The sequence below is a fragment of the Mesorhizobium sp. B2-3-12 genome, assembly GCF_006442205.1.
Taxonomy (GTDB): domain Bacteria; phylum Pseudomonadota; class Alphaproteobacteria; order Rhizobiales; family Rhizobiaceae; genus Mesorhizobium.
In genome coordinates, this window is record NZ_VFVR01000001.1 from 291,601 (window position 1) to 312,204 (window position 20,604).

21 protein-coding genes are annotated in these 20,604 nt (G+C 63.9%); 10 read left to right on the forward strand and 11 right to left on the reverse strand.

The window, feature by feature from the left end:
- Positions 1-28 precede the first annotated feature (28 nt).
- Positions 29-2,605 carry an ATP-binding protein gene (locus tag FJ948_RS01570; RefSeq protein ID WP_140701460.1) on the reverse strand — a complete coding sequence of 859 codons (2,577 nt, stop codon included), beginning with the start codon at positions 2,603-2,605 and terminating at the stop codon, positions 29-31.
- 328 nt (positions 2,606-2,933) lie between these two features.
- Between FJ948_RS01570 and FJ948_RS01575 the strand changes: the two genes are divergently transcribed.
- A complete protein-coding gene (locus tag FJ948_RS01575) occupies positions 2,934-3,689 on the forward strand; it encodes a flagellar biosynthetic protein FliO (protein ID WP_140701461.1) in 756 nt (251 codons plus the stop codon).
- Positions 3,690-3,820: 131 nt separating this feature from the next.
- Here the strand turns inward: FJ948_RS01575 and dksA are convergent, their stop codons facing one another.
- Positions 3,821-4,237: an RNA polymerase-binding protein DksA gene (dksA, locus tag FJ948_RS01580; protein WP_006202025.1), complete on the reverse strand. Its 417-nt coding sequence runs from the start codon at positions 4,235-4,237 to the stop codon at positions 3,821-3,823.
- Between the two features lie 275 nt (positions 4,238-4,512).
- Between dksA and FJ948_RS01585 the strand changes: the two genes are divergently transcribed.
- From FJ948_RS01585 to FJ948_RS01600, 4 genes are all read left to right on the forward strand, one after another.
- Positions 4,513-5,016 carry a histidine phosphatase family protein gene (locus tag FJ948_RS01585; RefSeq protein ID WP_140701462.1) on the forward strand — a complete coding sequence of 168 codons (504 nt, stop codon included), beginning with the start codon at positions 4,513-4,515 and terminating at the stop codon, positions 5,014-5,016.
- A gap of 76 nt (positions 5,017-5,092) precedes the next feature.
- Positions 5,093-6,571, forward strand: a complete 1,479-nt coding sequence (locus FJ948_RS01590) for a YcjX family protein (RefSeq protein ID WP_140701463.1) — start codon at positions 5,093-5,095, stop codon at positions 6,569-6,571.
- Entirely contained in the window at positions 6,568-7,653 is a 1,086-nt protein-coding gene (locus FJ948_RS01595; protein WP_140701464.1) for a TIGR01620 family protein, read from the forward strand. The genes FJ948_RS01590 and FJ948_RS01595 overlap by 4 nt, the downstream gene beginning before the upstream one ends.
- A gap of 123 nt (positions 7,654-7,776) precedes the next feature.
- Positions 7,777-8,328 (forward strand): hypothetical protein, encoded by a 552-nt coding sequence (locus tag FJ948_RS01600; RefSeq protein ID WP_140701465.1) that lies wholly within the window; start codon positions 7,777-7,779, stop codon positions 8,326-8,328.
- A gap of 89 nt (positions 8,329-8,417) precedes the next feature.
- On the opposite strand, the gene FJ948_RS01605 is transcribed toward FJ948_RS01600, so the two are convergent.
- From FJ948_RS01605 to FJ948_RS01615, 3 genes are all read right to left on the reverse strand, one after another.
- Entirely contained in the window at positions 8,418-8,684 is a 267-nt protein-coding gene (locus FJ948_RS01605; protein WP_140701466.1) for a hypothetical protein, read from the reverse strand.
- 183 nt (positions 8,685-8,867) lie between these two features.
- The gene (locus tag FJ948_RS01610) at positions 8,868-10,076 is read right to left on the reverse strand and encodes an MFS transporter (protein WP_140701467.1); all 1,209 of its coding nucleotides are present in this window, start codon (positions 10,074-10,076) and stop codon (positions 8,868-8,870) included.
- Positions 10,077-10,136: 60 nt separating this feature from the next.
- Positions 10,137-11,126 carry an AraC family transcriptional regulator gene (locus tag FJ948_RS01615; RefSeq protein ID WP_140702184.1) on the reverse strand — a complete coding sequence of 330 codons (990 nt, stop codon included), beginning with the start codon at positions 11,124-11,126 and terminating at the stop codon, positions 10,137-10,139.
- A 158-nt stretch (positions 11,127-11,284) separates the two neighbouring features.
- On the opposite strand from FJ948_RS01615, the gene FJ948_RS01620 reads away from it, so the two are divergent.
- The 3 genes from FJ948_RS01620 (at position 11,285) to FJ948_RS01630 (ending at position 14,386) form a co-directional block, all read left to right on the forward strand.
- On the forward strand, positions 11,285-13,120 hold the full coding sequence (locus tag FJ948_RS01620) for a monovalent cation:proton antiporter-2 (CPA2) family protein (protein ID WP_140701468.1): 1,836 nt from the start codon (positions 11,285-11,287) through the stop codon (positions 13,118-13,120).
- A 14-nt stretch (positions 13,121-13,134) separates the two neighbouring features.
- Positions 13,135-13,680: a DUF924 family protein gene (locus tag FJ948_RS01625; protein ID WP_140701469.1), complete on the forward strand. Its 546-nt coding sequence runs from the start codon at positions 13,135-13,137 to the stop codon at positions 13,678-13,680.
- Between the two features lie 148 nt (positions 13,681-13,828).
- Positions 13,829-14,386 (forward strand): cytochrome b, encoded by a 558-nt coding sequence (locus FJ948_RS01630; RefSeq protein WP_140701470.1) that lies wholly within the window; start codon positions 13,829-13,831, stop codon positions 14,384-14,386.
- A gap of 11 nt (positions 14,387-14,397) precedes the next feature.
- Here FJ948_RS01630 and folK read toward each other — a convergent pair whose 3' ends face one another.
- Genes folK through folP form a run of 3 tightly spaced genes read right to left on the reverse strand, consistent with a single transcriptional unit; the run spans position 14,398 to position 16,108 of the window.
- Entirely contained in the window at positions 14,398-14,910 is a 513-nt protein-coding gene (gene folK, locus FJ948_RS01635) for a 2-amino-4-hydroxy-6-hydroxymethyldihydropteridine diphosphokinase (RefSeq protein ID WP_140701471.1), read from the reverse strand.
- Positions 14,894-15,253: a dihydroneopterin aldolase gene (folB, locus tag FJ948_RS01640; protein ID WP_140701472.1), complete on the reverse strand. Its 360-nt coding sequence runs from the start codon at positions 15,251-15,253 to the stop codon at positions 14,894-14,896. Before folB ends, folK begins: the two co-directional genes overlap by 17 nt.
- A gap of 3 nt (positions 15,254-15,256) precedes the next feature.
- Positions 15,257-16,108 carry a dihydropteroate synthase gene (gene folP / locus FJ948_RS01645; RefSeq protein WP_140701473.1) on the reverse strand — a complete coding sequence of 284 codons (852 nt, stop codon included), beginning with the start codon at positions 16,106-16,108 and terminating at the stop codon, positions 15,257-15,259.
- A gap of 99 nt (positions 16,109-16,207) precedes the next feature.
- On the opposite strand from folP, the gene FJ948_RS01650 reads away from it, so the two are divergent.
- Together FJ948_RS01650 and FJ948_RS01655 are read left to right on the forward strand one after the other, a co-directional pair.
- Positions 16,208-16,831: a DUF922 domain-containing protein gene (locus FJ948_RS01650; protein ID WP_181173532.1), complete on the forward strand. Its 624-nt coding sequence runs from the start codon at positions 16,208-16,210 to the stop codon at positions 16,829-16,831.
- Positions 16,832-17,060: 229 nt separating this feature from the next.
- Complete coding sequence (locus FJ948_RS01655) at positions 17,061-18,542, forward strand: MDR family MFS transporter (RefSeq protein ID WP_140701474.1); 1,482 nt, start codon at positions 17,061-17,063, stop codon at positions 18,540-18,542.
- Here the strand turns inward: FJ948_RS01655 and FJ948_RS01660 are convergent, their stop codons facing one another.
- From FJ948_RS01660 to FJ948_RS01670, 3 genes are all read right to left on the reverse strand, one after another.
- On the reverse strand, positions 18,543-19,574 hold the full coding sequence (locus FJ948_RS01660) for an NAD(P)/FAD-dependent oxidoreductase (protein WP_140701475.1): 1,032 nt from the start codon (positions 19,572-19,574) through the stop codon (positions 18,543-18,545). It lies immediately after the preceding gene.
- Between the two features lie 87 nt (positions 19,575-19,661).
- Positions 19,662-19,982, reverse strand: coding sequence for a 2Fe-2S iron-sulfur cluster-binding protein (locus FJ948_RS01665; protein ID WP_010909663.1), 321 nt, complete (start codon positions 19,980-19,982; stop codon positions 19,662-19,664).
- A 143-nt stretch (positions 19,983-20,125) separates the two neighbouring features.
- The gene (locus FJ948_RS01670) at positions 20,126-20,494 is read right to left on the reverse strand and encodes an Hpt domain-containing protein (protein ID WP_140701476.1); all 369 of its coding nucleotides are present in this window, start codon (positions 20,492-20,494) and stop codon (positions 20,126-20,128) included.
- Between the last annotated feature and the right edge of the window lie 110 nt (positions 20,495-20,604).

Below are 20,604 nucleotides of genomic sequence, written 5' to 3' on the forward strand. Positions count from 1 at the left end.
TGTGCAAGGGGCGCGGTGCTGGAAATACCTAGGATTCAAGCACATCCTTGACGATCGTGGCGAGTTGCTTGAGCGAGAACGGCTTTGGCAGGAAGCCGAATTGCGCGTCCGCCGGCAGGTTCCTGGCGAATGCATCCTCGGCATAGCCGGAGACGAAGACGAACTTGATGTCCGGCTGGCGTTTGCGCAACTCGCCAAGCAGCGTCGGCCCATCCATTTCCGGCATCACCACGTCGGAAACGACGATGTCGACCTTGCCGCCCAACGCCTCGAACACTTCCAGCGCCTCGACGCCGGAGGACGCCTCATGCACGGTGTAGCCGCGCGAGGTTAGTGCCCGCATGCCGCCCATGCGCACGGCATCCTCGTCCTCGACCAGCAGCACCGTCGCCGATCCGGAGAGGTCCTTGGTGTTGTCGGCCGGCTTGGCCGGCGCCGCGGCCGGCGCCTCGCCGGGCTCGGCCGCCTTTTTCGCTTCCGCGATGTGGCGCGGCAGGAAAATGCGGAAGGTAGATCCCTTGCCGACTTCGGAATCACAGAAAATGAAGCCGCCGGTCTGCTTGATGATGCCGTAGACCATGGACAGGCCAAGGCCCGTGCCCTTGCCGACCTCCTTGGTGGTGAAGAACGGCTCGAAGATCTTCTTCAGCACGTCGGGCGCTATGCCCGAGCCGGTATCCTCAACCTCGACCACGACATAATCGGCCGCCGTGAGTTCGCGGTAGGGGAAGGTCTTGCACTCCTCGGTGGTCACGTTGCGGGTGCGCACGGTGAGATCGCCGCCGGCCGGCATCGCGTCGCGCGCATTGACCGCCAGGTTGACCACCACTTGCTCGAACTGGCCGATATCGACCTTGACCGGCCACAGGTCGCGGCCATGGTCGATCTTGAGCTTGATGTCGTTGCCGACCAGCCGGGCAAGCAGCATCCTGAGATCGGCGAGCACGTCGGTGAGGTTGAGCACCTCCGGCCGCAGCGTCTGCTTGCGCGAGAAGGCCAGCAACTGCCTGACCAGGGAGGCAGCGCGATTGGCGTTCTGCTTGATGTTCATGATGTCGGGGAAGGACGGATCCGACGGCCGGTGGTTGGTCAACAGCAGATCGGACGCCATGATGATGGCGGTGAGCACATTGTTGAAGTCGTGCGCGATGCCACCGGCGAGCTGGCCGACGGCCTGCATCTTCTGGCTTTGCGCCATCTGCCCTTCGAGCGCCTTTTGTTCGGTCGTCTCGACGGCGTAGACGATGGCCGATTCCTCGGCCCCTTCGCCGCCGGTGCCGTCGGCGACGGCGTTGACGTAGAAGCGGATGTGCCGCTCTTCGTTGCCGGGCAGCACGGTGTCGATCGGATCGATGTCGGCCTGCCGCTGCCGGGCTTTCTCGAACGCGGCGGCAAAGGCAGGCCGGTCGCGGTCGTGGATCACCGTGTCGAGCCGCACGCGGCGATCGACGGCATCGCGGTCGACGACCGAGGAAAACAGCGACAGGAAAGGCGCGTTGGTGCGCAGGATGCGCCCGCTGGCATCGACACCGGCGATCGCCATCGGTGTCGAATTGAAGAAACGGGTGAAGCGCACTTCCGAAGCGCGCAGATCGGCCGAGGAATCCTCGCCTTGCGTGCGGTTGAGCACGATGGTGCGGGTTGGCCCGCTGACGCCCTCCCGGCTCGCCGAAACGCGATGCATGAAGCGCACCGGCAGTGCCTCGCCGGTCATCGTCGTCAGGTCGAGATCGACGACCGCATTGCGCGTCGTGCCGGGGTCCGCCTTGACCGATCGCACCAGCGCCATTCCGTCGCCGGCAACGATATCGGGCAAGGTGACGGCGCCCGGCGTGAAGCTGGCAAGATCGATGCCCAGCCACCCGGCCAGCGTGGCGTTGATGTAGGTGACGCGGCCATCTTGGTCGGCCGAGAAGAAACCGGCCGGTGCGTGGTCGAGGTGATCGATGGCTTTCTGCAGATCGAGGAAGAATCGTTCCTGCTCGGCCCGTTCCTGCGAAATGTCGGCCAGCTGCCAGGCCAGCATCGGCAAGCGCTGGCCCGGAACGCTGAACGCGCGGGCGCGCGCCCGGTACCAGCGGGCACCCGGTTCGGCGCCGGGCCGGATCGATTGCGCGAGCCGGAACTCGCCGTCGCCCGGCTGCCCGTCACGCAAGCCGGATGCCAGCCGGTAAATGGTCACTGAGGCTTCGGGGACATCCGAGAGCAACCCTTCGACCGTCTTCAGGTCGGCGGCCGAAGAGGCCCCCGTCATATCGGCATAGGCGCGGTTGGCGTAGACAACGCGGCCCTTGGTGTCGGTCACCAGCAGGCCTTGGCCCATCGAATCGACGAAAGCCTTGGACAGTTCGTCGCCCGTCGAGCGCGGCGTTATCTGCACGAAGCCGATCGCGGTCGCGAACAGGAAGCCGACACCGATCATCGCCAGCACGCCGAGCATGCCGAGCAGGAAGGGATCGCCGAGGCGCTCGCGGAAAAGGCCGAAGGCGATTGCCGCGCCCGTCAGGACGACGATGAAGATGATGAGGCGGGTGACCGCGCCCGGTCGCGTATTCTGGTCGACGATCGGTACCGGATAGAAATCGCCGCGCGCTTCCTTGGCCATATGCCCCCTGCTCGTGAAATCCGAGGTTCCGACACCCGCCCCTAATGCATATCGCCCAAAAGTGACTGCGGTTTTGGGAAAACAACATGCATGAAAAACAAGAACCTGAAGCGCGTCGCATGAATCCGTTTCAGCGCGACGCGCTTTAGCCGGTTGAATCACATTCTCCTAGTCCGGAAAAGGCCCGGGCCGCAAATGTCGGATAAAAATCATGTTGACCGACCTTCCCAGTGTTTCAAGCTGTTCACGATGCGTGAAAGGCAACTTGCGGTAGCCAGTCGCAACGGTCTAGTGTCGCGTCACTTTCCAAAACGATCAGGGGAAACCAATGCAGTGGCTGGATAGCGTGGCGGGCCCCGGTTATGCGGCGGCACTCCTGTGGACCTTCGCGGCGCTGATCCTGCTGGTCATCGTTCTCGTCATCATCAGGCTCGTGCGCAACCTGACCTTCGGCACGTTTGTCGCCGGTGGCCGCAACCGCAAGACGCGGCTCGCCGTCATGGACGCCACCGCCGTCGACAGCCATCGCCGGCTGGTGCTGGTGCGACGCGACGACATCGAACATCTGCTTCTGATCGGCGGCCCGACCGACGTCGTTGTCGAACGCGACATCCGCCTCGCCGCGCCGCGCCGTCCGGCGTTGACCGGAGATGGCGGCCCGCAGCCTGTCGCCGCCACAGCGGCGCCGGCCGCGAAACCGCGGCCGCCGCAGCCCGCGCCCGTGCCCCCCAGACAAGCACCGCCTCCGCAGGCGGCGCCCATGGCAGCGCCTGCCCGCCCGCGTCCGGCAGCGCCGCCACCGGCCCCGGCGCCCGCACCGAAACCGCCTGTGCAAGCCTATCAGTCGACCAATGTCACGCCGCTACCTGCCTATGGCTCCGCCAACGCCAACGTGGTCAAGCACACGCCACCGCCGCCGCCGAGGCAAGACAGCATCGACGACACGCTGATGAAGGAACTCGAGGTTTCGCTCGACCAGCCCCGCTCAGGCGGCCCGGTCGGCAAACCGGCAGCCAAGGCGCCGCCGTCGCTCGATGACGAAATGACCAGGCTGTTGGGCGAACTTTCAAGCCAGAAGAGATGATTTGGGCCGGCTGCCAGTGAATTGAACCGGTCGACGTTCAAGCGTGCCTTGGCCTGTTGCAGTGCGCGGCGAGCAGCAAACAAAAATGGCCGGAGAACCGGCCATTTGGGAATCAATGCGAAGGCGCCCCGTCAGTCATCGCGATAGACTTTTTCACGACGCTCATGCCGCTCCTGCGCTTCGATCGACAAGGTGGCGATCGGGCGCGCGTCGAGCCGCTTCAACGCGATCGGCTCACCCGTCTCTTCGCAATAGCCGTAAGTGCCTTCATCGATGCGCTGCAGCGCCGAATCGATCTTCGAGATGAGTTTCCGCTGACGGTCGCGGGCCCTGAGCTCGATGGCGCGGTCGGTTTCCGAAGAGGCGCGGTCGGCGAGATCGGGATGGTTGGCGTTTTCCTGCTGCAGGATTTCGAGGGTTTCGCGCGCTTCGCGCAAGATGTCATTTTTCCAGGTGACGAGCTTCAGGCGGAAGTAGGATTTCTGCCGTTCGTTCATGAACGGCTCGTCTTCGGAGGGTACGTAATCGGCGGTAACGATGTCGTTCATTCGACTCACCCAAACAGCCCCAAATTTGGCGCCTATATATTCGCCACCAGACGCCTGCACAAGCGCAATCAGCCACCGACTCACGCAATTGTTAAAGTGTGTCTCCGGCCTTCTCCGGAGCCGGATAAATCTGTTTTGATGGCGAAAGTACGACGATCCACGCCGTTCCCCCTGCAGGTGATTCGCCGCACTGACACACGCGCGCCATTGTGCCCGCGGCTTTCTCGTGGCTAATCGCGGCAGGACTTCAGCTTTCGGGCATCATTGGAGGTCGGGTGAGCAAGCTGTATCTGTTGCGACACGCCAAGGCCGGATGGGCCTTGCCGGGCATGCGTGATTTCGATCGTCCACTCGATGCATCCGGCCACGCCGACGCCGAAAAGCTGGGGAGTGCGATGCGATCCCGCTCCTATGTGCCGGACCTGACGCTGTGCTCCAATGCCAGACGCGCCCGGGAAACGCTTGAGGGACTGGCCGGCCAGACCGATACAGGCAAGGTGCTGTTTTTCGACTCGCTCTACAGCGAGGACGCGGCCGGCTATCTCCGCCTCATCCAGGAGCATGGCGGACCCGGTTCCTTGCTTGTCATAGGCCACAACCCGATGACGGAAGATCTCGCCATGGCGGTTTCGGGCGATGGTGGCGAGACGGAACGGACAATGCTCAATCATGGCTTTCCGACCTCGGGCCTGGCGGTTGTCCGTTTCCCCGGCGATCTGGCGAAAGCGACCCGGGGCGCGGGCTATCTAGAAGCGTTCCTGACACCGGCCGATCTGTGATGCCGGTCCCCAGCGCCATTTCAAAGCCGGGTTCCAGCGCCTATATCGGGCGGATGCAAGTCCGAGAGATCATATTTTGGCATCATCGCTGACCACCTTCACCGACGAGGCAAGAATTGCCCTCGACACGTTGTCGGGACGCGCCACCGGGCTTTTTTCTCCATCGCTGCGTTTGGGGGTCACGGGTCTTTCCCGTGCCGGTAAGACCGTCTTCATCTCGGCTTTCGTCCACAATCTGATCCACGGCGGACGCCTGCCGCTGTTCGAGGCGCAGAAATCCGGGCGTATCGCGCGTGCCTTCCTCGAACAGCAGCCTGACGACGCCGTGCCGCGTTTTCAGTACGAGGACCACATCGCCGCTTTGGTCAACGATCGCGTCTGGCCGGACTCGACCCGCGCCATTTCAGAACTGCGGCTGACGATCGAATATGAATCGGCCTCCGGCTGGAACCGCATGTTCTCGTCGGGCAAACTGTCGGTCGACATCGTCGATTATCCCGGCGAATGGCTGCTCGACCTGCCGCTGCTCGGCAAATCCTTCGCCGATTTTTCGCGCGAGGCCCTGGAAATGGCCACGCTGCCGGTGCGCGAGGACCTGTCGCGGGCCTGGCGGGCGATCTCGGCGGAAATCGATCCGAATGCCGACGCCGACGAAATGACGGCACGCCGGCTGGCTGAAAGCTTCGCCGCCTATCTCAAGGCCTGCAAGCTCGACGAGCGGGCGCTTTCGACCTTGCCGCCCGGCCGCTTCCTGATGCCCGGCGACCTCGAAGGCTCGCCCGCGCTGACCTTCGCGCCGCTGGCCGGCCTCGGCGACGGGCGGGCGCGCAACGGTTCGTTGCACGCCATGATGGAACGGCGCTACGAGGCCTACAAGACGCATGTCGTCAAACCGTTCTTCCGCGAGCATATCACGCGGCTGGACCGCCAGATCGTGCTCATCGACGCCATGCAGGCGCTGAACGCCGGACCCGGCGCCATGGCCGACCTGGAACGCGCCGTCACCGAGATCCTCGGTTGTTTCCGTCCCGGCCGGGGCAGCTTCCTCACCGACCTTTTCTCCCGGCGTATCGACCGCATCCTGGTTGCCGCGACCAAGGCCGATCATCTGCATCACGAAAGCCATGACCGGTTGCAGGCGATCGTGCGACGCCTGGCCGACCGGGCGGTGGCGCGGGCGAATTTCACCGGCGCCGATGTCGACGTGGTCGCCATGGCGGCGGTGCGCGCCACCCGCGAAGGCACGGTCAAACAAGGCCGGGAGACATTGCCTGTCATCATCGGCACGCCGATCGCCGGCGAGAAAATCAATGGCGAGACCTTCGACGGAACGACGGAAACAGCCATATTTCCTGGAGACTTACCGGAAAACATTGATGCTGTGTTCGACCTTTCGGGACCGGATCACAGGCAGGACTCCACCGACCCGGCAATCCGCTTCGTCCGGTTTCGTCCGCCGAAACTCGAACGCACGGCCGAAGGCGTCACGCTGTCGCTGCCGCATATCAGGCTGGACCGCGCCTTGCAGTTCCTGATCGGAGATCATCTGGCATGACCGCGCCCCGCAAACCGGCGGCATTCCGTATCGAGCCGGAAGCGGCGCTGAAACAAGACGCGCCCCAACCACGCCAGGCCGAACCGGCGCGCAAGCCCCGCCCGATGAAGGCCGATGTGGCGCTGGTCATCCCGGCGGAGGTCGACGTCTTCGACGAACCCGACATTGTTGCCGCCGAGCCGCCGCCGTCGGTCGCCCCCAGAAAACGCTCTGTTCTCGGCAGCATCTTCTTCGGCGCGTTCGGCGTGCTGGTTTCGCTGGCTGTCGGCCTGTGGACCGACCAGTTGATACGCGATCTCTTTGCCCGCGCGCAATGGCTGGGCTGGCTCGCCGCCGGCATGGCGGCGATTGCCCTGCTGGCGCTTCTGGTGATCCTGATTCGCGAATTCCTGGCCATTGCCCGCCTTGCGGAGGTCGAAATGCTGCAGAAGCGCGCCCTCGACGCCATCGCTCGCGACGATCCGAAGGCGGCACGCGCGGTGGTCGATGAGCTGTCGACCTTTGTCGCGGCCAAACCGGAGACCGCGGCCGGCCGGCGCGCGCTGGCTGAACTGCGTGGCGAGATCATCGACGGCGCCAATCTGGTGCGCCTGGCGGAAGCCGAGATTCTCGGCCCCCTCGATGCCAGGGCCAAGGTCATGATCCTCGAGGCCGCCAAGCGCGTCTCGCTGGTGACGGCGGTCAGCCCGCGCGCGCTCGTCGATGTCGCCTATGTCGTCTTCGAGGCGGGGCGCCTCATCCGCCGCCTGTCGGAACTTTATGGCGGACGGCCCGGAACGCTGGGTTTCTTCCGCTTGGCACGCAGCGTGCTGGCGCATCTGGCGGTCACCGGCTCGATCGCCGTCGGCGACAGTTTTGTCCAGCAGATCGTCGGTCACGGCCTGGCGGCTCGCCTCTCGGCCAAGCTCGGCGAGGGCGTCGTCAACGGCATGATGACGGCGCGCATCGGCATCGCGGCCATGGAGACGGCGCGCCCCCTGCCCTTCAGCGCCGCCAGGCGCCCGGGACTGGGCGATTTCCTCGCCGCGCTGACATCGTTCGCGACAAGGAAAGGCGCCGAAACGGACGAGCCAGGCAAATGACGCGCATCTCTTTCGCGGCATTGCCGGATTGCGCTTTCGAGGCCCCGAGGTGACGAAGCATTAACCAATCTTCTTCATGGTCAAACCGGTCTCAAACAGCCTCGTTGTTGCCGGGTGTCGTCGATGAAAAGCGTAATTCTGTCCAGCATCCTGCCCTTGGCCGCGGCGATCACTGCAGTCGCCGGTCTTAGCTCGGGGGCCAGCGCCGGAGAGCCGGACAAGCAGTTTTTCCAGTCAGCCGAAGGCAAGTGGGTCGGCCCCGGAGAAATCGTCGCCGGCAAGTACAAGGGCACGAAATTCAACTGCAGCTTCACCGGCTCCACGCCCGACGGCAAGATGGGCATGACGCTTGACGGCGGCTGCCGGGTCGGCGTGTTCACCCAGCCGATGTCGGCCAGGATCGAGCGCAAGGGCCGCGACTACAAGGGCTCTTTCATGGGCGGCTCGGCCGGGGCGGGCCTGGATATCATCGGCGGCAATGTCGTCGACGCCCGCAAGGTGGTCTTCACCATCAACCGCAACCAGTTGCGCGGCGTCATGCAGGCCCGCATTCCCGATGATAATTCGATGACGGTGACGGTCGCCGTGCGCGTGCAGGACCAGCTGGTGCCGGTCATCGGCATGAGCCTGAAGCGGGTCGACGCCGTCGAAGTCGGCTCCATCGCGCCGAACTGAGCGCGTATCGCGCCCTACCCGACCCCCTAAAACGAAAGAGGCGACGGCCCATCGCCACCGCCTCCTTTTCGAAACGGACGAACCGGGCGTCAGCCCTTGATCGCTGCGGTCACCTCGTCATACGCCTTGCAGGCGTCGGCCAAAGTCGTGGAACCCTTATACTTGGTCGTCACCGCCTGGACCTTGGCCGTCAGGTCAGCCGCCTTGGACGGGTCCTTGGTGATCGCTTCCTGCAGCGCTGCGGCCATGTCCTGCGCCTTCTTGGTCGCAATCTCGGTCGTGCATTCCGGCGCCTTTGAACAGGCCGAACCGGCAAGCACCGCCAGCCCGACGGCAACGAGCAAAAACTTCTTCATGTCAGTCATCTCCTCAAAAGGGCGCGACTTGATCGTCGCCCACCCTCCAATGGCCGAAGCCGAGCGTCCTTAGCCTTCGATTGTGGCAGGACGCAACGCGCGCATGGCGTAAACTTGTGTAATGCGCCTGCAACAATGCGGCGGCCCGGATTTCGGGCCGCCTATGTCGGCTGGGGGCAAAGTTCAGCCGCGAGGCTGCAGCAACGCAAGCACGGCTGTCGATGCGGCAAGGACGGCTGTAAGGGTCAAGGGCGCCGTGGCGCCATAGGTGTCCACGACATAGCCACCGACAACCGCGCCGATCGTGATCGCCACCTGGAAAGAGACGACCATCAGGCTGCCCGCTGCTTCCAGCGCGTCAGGTGCCGCACGCGACAGATTGGTTGGCAGCACCACCGGCCCCATGCCGAAGGCGAAGCCCCAAAGCGTGACGAACCCGAAGGCAACGCCGATGTGCACGCCCCAAAGCACCAATGCCAGCGCCGCAACCGCCATCAAGGCGGCGGTGACCACGAGAGCCATGTGAATATTGGCGTCGGCCATGCGGCCGCCGGCAACGTTGCCGATCACGGCGGCGATGCCAAACCCGAGCAGGGCCAAGGCAATAGGACCTGTCGCAAGCAGCGTCACGTGTTCGAGGAAGGGGCGCACATAGACAGAGCCGGCAAAATGCCCCGTCATCAGCAGGACAATAGCCAGCATGCCGATTTGAATGCCGCGCCGCCGTGTCAGCCGAAATACGTCCGCGAGGCTGTTGCTAGCTGTCGCGGGCAAGGTCGGCAGGCTGAGCAATTGCGCCAGCATGGCCAACACGGCCAGGCCCGCAGTCATGGCCATGGCGCTGCGCCATCCCAGCCAGTCGCTGATCAACGCCCCCATCGACGGCGCGGCAATGGTGGCGAGCGAGACGCCGAGGGTGACGATAGCCATGCCCCGGCCTGTCGCATTGGCGCCAACCAGTCTCGCAACCACGGCAACCGAAAGTGCCCAGAAAGCGCTGAGAGCGATCCCCAGTCCGGCCCGGCCCAACAACAACAGCCAGAAATTGGGCGCCAGCGCCGCAAGGATATTGGAAGCGATCGCCAAGGCCATGAGACCGACCAGCACCGTCTTGCGATTCAATCGGCCGATGAGAACATTGCTCAACATGGCCGTCACGGCGCCGACGGAAGCGGTGGCGGTGACGACCTGACCGGCCGTTCCCTCGCTGATGCCGAGATCGCGTGCCATCGGCGTCAACAGACCTGCCGGCAGGAATTCGGCGGACACCAGGGCAAAGCTGGTGGCCGCCAGTGAAAGGACCGCGAACCAGGTGGCTGCGCTCCATGCGGCTGGAGCATCGGCATCAAGGCCGATCGCGGCGTCTTCAAGCTGTAATGTTGTGTCAGTCACGGGAAGGATCTCCAAAGTTTGGAGATCTTCATAGACCAGTCCCGTCGGATGATATGTGTCTCAAAATCCGAAATTCATATCTATTCGTCCGGGAATGGTGCGGCGCACAATGCCCGGCGAGACATTGGTGATGCGTTTGAACGCGCGAGCGAAGGATGCCTCGGAATCATAGCCCAAACGGGTAGCGACTTCGGCGACCGACAAACCGTTTTGCCCTAACAACTCACGGGCAAGCTGCATGCGCAGGCGGGCGAGATAGCGTGCGGCACCCTCACCCAATACAGCGCTGAAACGCTCGGCGAAAATCGATCGCGACTGGCCTGCCACGCCGGCGAGGCTTCCCAGCGTCCAGTTGTGGCCCGGGTCTCGATGCATGGCTGCCAGAGCGCGGCCGATATGGGGGTCGCGGATGGCCGCGAGCCAACCGGTGGTCGAGGCGCCGTTGCAATTGACCCAACAGCGGATGAGCCGGGCTGTCAGCAAGTCCGCCATACGCGACAGAATCGTGGCGCTGCCCATCTGCGGTTGCGCGGCCTCCACCGTCATAGCCGTCAGCAAAGGACCGACGACCGGGTCGTTGCCGGCCACATCGCAACCCTTGATGATAGGCGGCATCAACGTGATCAATGGATTAAGCGCACAGGAGCCCAAGCTCATCGAGCCGCAGAAGAGCGTGCTTGTCGCGCCCGTTCCCTGCCTTATCACTTCGCAGACGTTGCCCCCCAACTTGGTCACCTGGCAACCCTCGAGGGAGGAGCCGACGACATCGGGCGCACTCGCCAGCCGATGGCCGATGCCTTGCGGCAGCAGCACCAGATCGCCGTCGCGCAACTCCTGCCATCCCTGCGCTTCGGTATGAATCCAGCATGGACCCTGGCCGACAAAATGAAACCGAAGCAGCGGTTGTTGCGGAAATTCTATGCTCCAGGGGTGTCGGAGCTCGCAGCGGCCATAGTTGACACCACTCAAGCGAAAGTCTTGCAGGACTTCACTGAGTGCATCCATCGGGATATGGGACGGCGAAGACGGCTGGGACGAACGGTCAAGCATATAGCTGATATAGATGCCGAACGTCCGGCAGACAAGCGCGGACCGTTGTTCCAACCAGGGAGTCGCGCCAACGGCACCCTACCCTTCCTGGCAGGCCTCCCGCCCTTGCCTCCCGCTCCCACTGCATGCAAGGAGTGCTGAACGAGAAGGGACAGCGCATGGCGGCAGAGGCATCGGGGAGCGATCTCATTCAGGTGGTGGCGCTGCTGGCGGCGGGCGTGGTGGCCGTGCCGATCTTCAAGCGCATGGGCCTCGGCTCGATTCTCGGCTATCTCGCCGCCGGCGTTGTGATCGGCCCGTTCGGCATCGGCGTCTTTTCCGAATCGGGAGCCATCCTGCATGTCGCCGAGCTTGGCGTCGTCATGTTCCTGTTCATCATCGGCCTGGAAATGCAGCCGTCGCGGCTCTGGGGCCTGCGCCGCGAGATCTTCGGGCTGGGCGCGCTTCAAGTCGGGGTCTGCGCGGTGCTCCTGACCGTTGTCGGCATGGCCGGAGGCTTTCCGATCGCGCAATCCTTCGTCGCCGGCGCCGGTTTCGTGCTGACCTCGACCGCCATCGTCATGCAGCTTCTGGAGGAGCGCGGCGAAATGGCCTCGCCCAAGGGCCAGCGCATCGTCTCCATCCTGCTGCTGGAGGACCTGGCCATCGTGCCGCTGCTGGCCCTGATCGCCTTCCTGGCGCCCGGCGGTGCCGACACGAGCCTGTCGGAGCGGCTGACCGAGGTCGGTATCGGCCTCGCCGCGATCGTCGGACTGGTGGTGGCGGGACGCTACCTGCTCAACCCCTTCTTCCGCATCCTGGCGGATGCCCGTGCGCGCGAGGTGATGACGGCCGCGGCTCTGCTCGTCGTGCTCGGCTCGGCGCTCGCCATGCAGCTCAGCGGTCTCTCGATGGCGATGGGTGCGTTCTTGGCCGGCGTGCTGCTCTCGGAATCGACCTTCCGCCATCAGCTCGAAGCCGACATCGAGCCGTTTCGCGGCATCCTGCTCGGTCTGTTCTTCCTCGCCGTCGGCATGTCGCTCGACCTGCATGTCGTGGCCGCGAACTGGAAGATGATCGCCGTCTATGTCGTCGCCTATATGGTGATGAAGGCCATCGGCATCTACATCGTCGCCCGCGTCCTGAAATCAGGCCACCGCGAGGCGCTGGAGCGCGCGGTCTTCATGGCGCAAGGCGGTGAGTTCGCCTTCGTGCTTTATTCGGCGGCCGCGGCCGTCGGCATCATCGACGGCCAGGCGAACGCGACGCTGACGGCGATCGTCATCATCTCCATGGTGCTCACCCCACTGGCGATCATTGCCTTGCGCTATGTCACGCCGCGCGACGAGCAGTCGCTGGACGGCGTCGATGTCGCCGAAGGGCTGACCGGCAGCGTGCTGATCATCGGCTTCGGCCGTTTCGGCCAGATCGCCAGCCAGCCGCTGCTCTTGCGCGGCATCGACGTCTCGATCATCGACAACGATGTCGAGATGATCCAGGCGGCGGCCGATTTCGGCTTCAAGGTCTATTATGGCGACGGCACAAGGCTGGACATCCTTCATGCCGCCGGCGCCGGCCGGGCGCGGGCCGTGCTGATCTGCGTCGACAAGGCCGATGTCGCCGTTCGCATCGCCGAGCTCGTCAAGGCCGAGTTTCCCTTGCTTACGGTGTTGGCGCGTGCCTTCGATCGCGGCACGGCCCTGCAGCTCATTCGCGCCGGCGTCGACTATCAACTGCGCGAAACTTTCGAATCGGCTTTGGTTTTCGGCGGCTCGGCCCTGGAATCGCTCGGCGTCGATCCTGAAGACGTCGCCGAGACGATCGAGGATGTCAGGCGCCGCGACACCGACCGGTTCGAAACCCAGCTCGCCGAGGGCATCCGCGCCGGCCAACGCTTCCTGAGGGGTAATATCGGTACGCCGATCCCGACCCCGCTGTCGACGCCGCGCCGTCCCGGCCAGGCGCTCAACGAGGAAACGGCCGGCGTCCTTCATAAATCCGAAACCACCGATTGAACAGGAGACCATGCATGGAACTGGACGGCAGGGCCCTGTCGGTCACCAAATTCTGGCGCGATGCCGGCGAGGACGCATGGTTCGAGAAGAACGACGCTTTCGATGCCGATTTCCGCAACCGCTTCCTCGACCTGCACTACGCCGCCGCGCGGCGTGAGTGCGACGCCTGGTCGGATCATGCAGAGGGCTCACTGGCGCTGATGATCCTGCTCGACCAGTTTCCGCGCAACTGCTTTCGCGGTACCGGACACATGTGTGCGACCGACCCGCTGGCAAAGCATTTCGCTGAAAAAGCAGTCCTCGCCGGCCACGATGTGCTGCTGGAACCGGCGGTCCGCGTGTTCCTCTATTTGCCGTTCGAACATTCGGAAAACCTTGCCGACCAGGAGCGGTCGGTCGAACTTCACACCGCCAGGGCCGAGTTCAATCTGAAATACGCGCTGGAGCACCGCGACATCATCCAGCGCTTCGGCCGCTTTCCGCACCGCAACAGGATGCTCGGACGCGAAACGACGGCGGAGGAAAAGGCATTCCTGGACGAAGGTGGTTTCGCGGGCTGACGCTTTCCGCTGCAGCGTGCGTCGCCATTGCAGCGGACTGCAATCGAGGGCCAGTCACCTCGCGAAGAGGTGAACGGACGAGCCCTCAAATCAACCATATTCCGGTCGATCGCCAGGCTGATCGCCGCCAGGGCGACCGGAGAATCGCATGTCCACTGTTGCCGGGGCCACCTCGGATACGCCAACCCCACGCTACCGGCTGTCTCAACGCATCCTGCACTGGCTGATGGCCGTCATCATCATTTCAGCGCTCGTCATCGGCCTTTACTGCTCGTATCTCGAGCAGGGCACGGCGCTGCGCCGTGCATTGCTCGACGTGCACAAGTCGCTCGGCATGACAGCGCTTGTCTTGATCGCGATCCGCCTGCCGCTCAGGCTTTCTTTCGGTGAACCCGCAAACCGGCAACCGCTTGGCACCTTGATTCACTATGCCGCTCGCTGCACGCATGTCCTGCTTTACGCGCTGATGATCCTGATGCCGCTCGCCGGCTACATCACCTCCGCGGCAGGCGGTCACGATCTGCCATGGTTCGGACTGTTCCAGTGGCCTGACGTCCTGCCGCTCGACAAGCCGCTGGAGAGGGTCGCCGCCCAAATCCATGAGTTTGGCGCCTATTGCCTGTATGCGATCCTTGGGCTCCATGTGCTGGCTGCCCTTTGGCATCATCTTTTCCGCAGGGATGATGTGCTGGGGCGGATGCTGTAACCGGCTCGGCCCTACCGCAGCCACCAGTCGCGGCCGGATGGCAGTCGCTCGATGCCGGCCGCGTCGACCGAGCCCAGCCGATCGACCACGCTTCTGCCGGCGATGGCAAGATCCGGCGCGATCTCGGCCAGCGGCTCCAGCACGAAGGCGCGCTCCAGCATGCGCGGGTGCGGCACTTCCAAGCCCGTTTCATGGATGATGCGGTCGCCGAACACCAGGATGTCGATGTCGATCAGGCGCGGCCCCCACCGCTCTTCGCGCACGCGTTTGAGCTTCCGCTCGGCATCGAGGCAGAGGTCGAGCAATGCCCGCGGCGCCAGCCGGGTCGACAGTCCGGCGGCCGCGTTGAGGAAATCCGGCTGGTCGAGCTTGCCCCAGGGCGGCGTCCGGTAGAGCGAGGAAACAGTGGCCACTTCGGTAGCGGGATCGGCGTCGAGCAGGCGCAACGCGGCCCCCATCGACGTCGCCGGATCGCCGAGATTGCCGCCGAGGCTCAGATAGACGGTGTTACTCGGGCCAGACAACGGTCACCTCGACGTAATCGAGCACGCCAGGCACCGGCGCATTCGGCTTGCGAACGGTAATCTCGGCTTTCCTGATCTGGGGAAAGCGCCCGGTCAGAGCCTTTGCGACTTCAAGCGCCAAGGCCTCGATCAGGAAGCGCCTGTGTCCGGTGATGATCTCCTCGATGACGGTGAAGGCAACGCCGTAATTGACGGTTTCCCCGATGGCGTCGTCAACGAGCGCGCGCCCGGGCTCGACGGTGAGCGAGGCATCGACATAGAAGCGCTGTCCCAGCGCTTCTTCCTCATCCAGCACGCCGTGCCGGGCAAAGAAGGCGCAATTCTTCATGCGGATGACATACATGGCTCAGCGTTCCGATCCGACGGTTTGTCGCGCCAGCATAGCATCCGCCACCGCCAGCGCGTCCACGTTGATTGCGACATCGTGGACGCGAAACAGGTCGGCGCCCTCGAGCCGCAGGATGACGCTTGTCGCCGCCGTGCCCGCCCCTCTGTCGCCCGGGTCGCGGCCGGTGACCGTGCCGATGAAGCGTTTTCGCGACGTACCCGCCATCAGCGGGAAGCCGAGCGCCGAAAGTTCGCGAAACCGCGCCATCAGATCGAGATTTTCCTCCGCCGTCTCCTTGGCGAATCCGAATCCGGGGTCGAGCACGATTTGGTCGTCGGCGACGCCATGACGTCGGGCGATTTCGAGTGATTTTTCCAGGAACACGACCTGGTCCGAAATCACGTCGGACAATTTTTGGCGCCCCCTGCCCGTATGCATGATGATCAATCCGGCACCGGTCTCGGCCGCCACCCGCGCGATGTCCGGCTCGCGCTGCACGCCCCAGACATCGTTGACGATATGCGCACCGGCCTTGACGGCGAGCCGCGCGGTGTCCGCACGATAGGTGTCGACCGAAATCAGCACGTCGCCGGCCCGCGCCAGCGCTTCGATCACCGGCAGAATACGGGCCTGCTCCTCGCCGGCCGAGATCGCCGCGGCGCCCGGCCGGGTCGATTCTCCTCCGACATCGACGACCGCGGCGCCTTCGCCGATCATGCGGCGCGCCTGGGCCAGCGCCGTCTGGGGTGCATCAAACAGGCCGCCGTCGGAAAAACTGTCGGGCGTGACATTGAGGATGCCGACGACCACGGCCTTGCCGCCAAGCTCGAGATGACGCCCGTGCGCCAGCCGCCATCGCCTCGCCGTCATTGCTCATCTACCATAGGGTCATCAACGATGTGTGATGCGCATCGGATCAGTTCCGTTGCGCCGGCAAAGGCCGTAAAGCAAGGTGACCGAAGAGGCAACATGATGAAACGATCCCTGCTCTGCGCATTGCTGCTTACCGTCGCCGCCGTTCCGGCGGATGCGGCCAATCTGGTGAAGACCTACAGCTATTTCCCAATTGGCGGCAGAACGCTGGAGGACATCGAAAAACAACTCGCCAAACATGGGCCGCAGGTCAAAAGCACGGGGTCGCGCCACCCTGGCGCCACCCAGATGGCCTTCACGACACGCATCAGCTACGCCAGCCAGCCCGGCTCCTGCCGGATCGCCGACGCGGTCGTGACCGTCAAGGTCAAGGTGATCCTTCCCGAATGGCGCCGCCCGCGCAGAGCCGACGCCGACGTGCGGCTGTTCTGGGATACATTGTCCGCCGACATCAAGCGCCACGAGGACCGTCACGTCGAGATCGCCAAGAACCACGCCCGCGCGCTGGAAGACGCACTGAAGGCAACGTATCCACGGAAGGATTGCGACGCCGCCAAGGCCAAGGCCGCCGAGATCACGGCGGCAGAGCTTGCCAGGCATGATCAGGACCAGGTGCGGTTCGACCGCGTCGAAGGCGTCAATTTCGAAAGCCGCATCCTGCGGCTGCTGCGCTACCGTATGCAGCGCATCGAAAGCGGTCAGTTACCGCCGCCGGCGTGAACCTCGGGCGTGAGCAACGGGACCGGCGCAGGCCAAACGGACCGAAGCATAGGACCAGATTCGAAAAATTTCGGACGACGGTCCAAATCGGCCTATATCGGACGACATATCACGGGTTGGCAGGGCACAACCTTCGACACGAGCACCAAGGCCGATCGCGCGGCGGTAGCACCAGACAAGCCCAACCGGTGACTAACCGCACGGCGCGCAAGCACACGGACAAACGATTATGGACCAGGCTGTCGACAAGCAGACCATGGCGGTTGCAGCCACGCCGCTGAGCGAAAGCGAAAAGAACGCCATCATCGGCGGCGTCCTCTTGTCGATGCTGCTGGCAGCCCTCGACCAGACCATCGTCGCGCCAGCGATGCCGACAATCGGGCGCTCGCTCGGCCATGCCGACTACCTGCCCTGGATCGTCACCGGCTACCTCTTGACCGCGACCGCCGTGGCGCCGCTCTACGGCAAGATTTCCGACGTCTATGGGCGTCGACCGACCGTCTATGCGGCAATTCTCATCTTTCTTGCCGGATCGCTGGTCAGCGCAATGGCCCCCAACATGTTCATCCTTATCCTGGGGCGCGCGATCCAGGGGGCCGGTGGCGGCGGCCTTTTCGCGCTGACGCAGACCGTGGTCGGAGACCTTGTGCCGCCGCGCGAGCGGGCGCGCTACGCGGCGTGGTTTTCCGGCACGTGGGCAGTCGCCAGCGTCGCAGGGCCGCTGTTGGGCGGCACCTTCGCCGAACATCTGCACTGGTCACTCATCTTCTGGATCAATATTCCGCTGGGCTTTGTTGCGATGGCGATCATCAACAAGCCGCTCAAGAAGCTGCCGATCGCGGCCAAGAACCACAGCATAGATGGTCTTGGCGCGCTGCTGCTCATCGTGGCCACGGCGCTGTTGCTGCTGGCGTTGAACTGGGGTGGCAGCGCCTACCCCTGGATGTCGCCGGAAGTCATTGGCGTCCTGGCCTGCTCCGCGCTTTTTTGGGGCGCCTTTGCCCTGCGGCTGATGCGGGCGGCCGAACCGCTCATTTCGCTCGAGGTACTGGGCAACCCGATCGTCCTGGCCGGCACCCTGTCGATGTTCCTGCTCCAGGCCTCCAGCGTCGGCCTTGCCGTCTATCTGCCGGTCTATCTGCAATCGATACTTGGCCTGACGGCCAGCCAGTCGGGCATAGCAATGCTTGGGCTTCTGCTTGGAACCGTGGGCGGCGCCGCTTCCAGCGGCCGGCTGATACCGCGCTTCACCCATTACAAGCGCATCGCCATGGTCGGCGTCATCTTCGCCATCCTGTGCATGGGCCTGCTGGCCTTTGTCGCCGGCCATGCATCGCTGCTTGTCGTCGAAGTGCTGACCATCTGCATTGGCCTGGGAACCGGGACGACATTTCCGGTGACCACCGTGTCCGTGCAGAACGCCGTCGACCGTATGCATCTTGGCGTGGCGACAGGGGTGCTAACCTTTCTGCGGTCGCTGGGCAGTGCATTGGGGGTCGCGATGCTCGGTGCCGTCGCTCTGGGCTTTGGGCTGCCGTTGGCGGGCGAAAGTATTCAGACGGCTGGACATGCCGTATCGGCCCAACCCTTCGTGATGATCTTCCTCGTCGCGGCCGGCACTCTTGGACTGGGCCTCGTCACGTTGACGCTGATGCCCGAGAAAGAACTTCGCGGCCATGTCGACGATACGGCCCCTATCCTGGGGGAGTGATTAGCCGGAGACGCCGAGCTTCTTCTGCAGGCTGGTGGACGAAGTCGTATACTGGAACACGATGCGTTCGCCGGGGCTGATGACGCGCTTGGCGGCCTGCGCCATCAGCGCCACCTCGTGGAAACCCGACAGGATCAGCTTCAGCTTGCCCGGATACCAGTTGATGTCGCCCACCGCGAAGATGCCTGGCACCGAGGTCTGGAACTTCTCGGTATCGACCGGGATCAGGTTCTCATGCAGGTTGAGACCCCATTCCGCGATCGGGCCGAGCTTCATGGTCAGGCCGAAAAACGGCAGCATGCGGGTACAAGGCACCTCGACGTCGCCATCGGGGCCACCCTTGACGGTGGCCGATGCCAGCCGGCCATCGGCCCCGGTGAGCCCGGTCACCTGACCGACCCGAAATTCCAGCTGCTTCATCTCCTGCATGGCGTACATCTTGTTGACGCTGTCGGGCGCCGCGCGAAACTCGGGCCGCCGGTGAACGAGCGTCACGCTCTTCGCCACCGGCTGCAGGTTCAGCGTCCAGTCCAGCGCCGAGTCGCCGCCGCCGACGATAACCAGGTCATGGTCGCGAAAATCCTCCATCCGCCGAACGGAATAGAACACGCTCGTGCCTTCATAGGCCTCGATGCCGGGAATTGGCGGGCGCTTCGGCTGGAAAGAGCCGCCGCCGGCGGCGATCACCACCACCTTGGCCTCGAACACCTCGTTCTCGTCCGTGGTCACGCGAAAGCCGCCGTCCTCGAGCTTTTCGAGGCTGGAGACCATGCGGTTGTAGGTGAAGTCGGGATTGAACGGCGCAACCTGTTCGAGCAGCTTGTCGACGAGCCCTTGCGCCGAGATCCAGGGCCAGCCGGGAATGTCGTAGATCGGCTTTTCCGGATAGAGCTCCGCGCATTGGCCGCCGGGCTTGTCGAGAATGTCGATCAGGTGGCACTTCAGGTCCAGCAGGCCGAGCTCGAATACGGCGAACAGGCCGACCGGCCCTGCCCCGATAACGAGGACGTCTGTGGTGATGATGCCGGTCATGATGCGCCTCGCTGCGAAAGACCAGGCGAGACTGCATGAGCATTGCCCCGCTGCCAAGCGTCAGCGGGAAAAATCACCGAGCTGATTTCAGCCCTGACGTTCGGGCACCCGCACGACCAGGCCGTCGAGCGCGTCGCGCACCTTGATCTGGCAGGACAGGCGCGAGTTCGGCTGGACGTCGTAGGCGAAGTCCAGCATGTCTTCTTCCATCGCCTCGGGTTCGCCGACTTCGGCCGTCCATGCCTCGTCGACATAGACATGGCAGGTTGCGCAGGCGCAGGCGCCGCCGCATTCAGCCTCGATACCCGGTACGGCGTTGCGGATGGCGTTTTCCATGACCGTCGAGCCGTTTTCGGCGTCCACGTCGAACTGTGTGCCGTCATGGGCGATGAAGGTCAGCTTGGTCATTTGTCACCTGAAGGGAGTTTCACCCGGGACGAAAAGAATTTCGCCCCGACGAAGGGGAGTTTCGCCGGAGATAATCACTCCGGCAAACATGTCAACTGCCGCGCGAAAGCGGCGCTCGGTGACGTTTTTGTCGCAAACCCGGTTCAGCGATTGATGGCGGCGATGAAGTCGCGCACTTCGTCGATCAGCCGGCCAAGCCGCTTGAGGGTCTGGACGTCCTCCGGCCGGCGCTCGATGTCTGTGGCGCAATCGGCGATGGCAAAGGCGCCAACACCGCGGGCCGATCCCTTCAAACCGTGAGCCAGCAGAAGCCGGTCCTTGATGTCGGCGTCGACAATTTTGTCGCGCACCGACAATGCCTGCTGTACAAACAGCGCCAGCACCTCTTGCTCGAGGGCGCGATCGCCCATCGTCTGGCGGGCAAGGTGTGCCAAATCGACCGGCCGGGACTGCCTGGTTCCCGATACGTCGCCCCCGGGCATTGAGAAGGCAATGCCGCTTTCGCCACGCATGAACTCGAACTCCATTTTCTTTCGGCCGCCAAAAAGCTAGGCGAATCCAGTGGACAACGGGTTAATGAATGGCCCGGAAAAATGTTGCGAAAACGGCCCCCAAATCACAG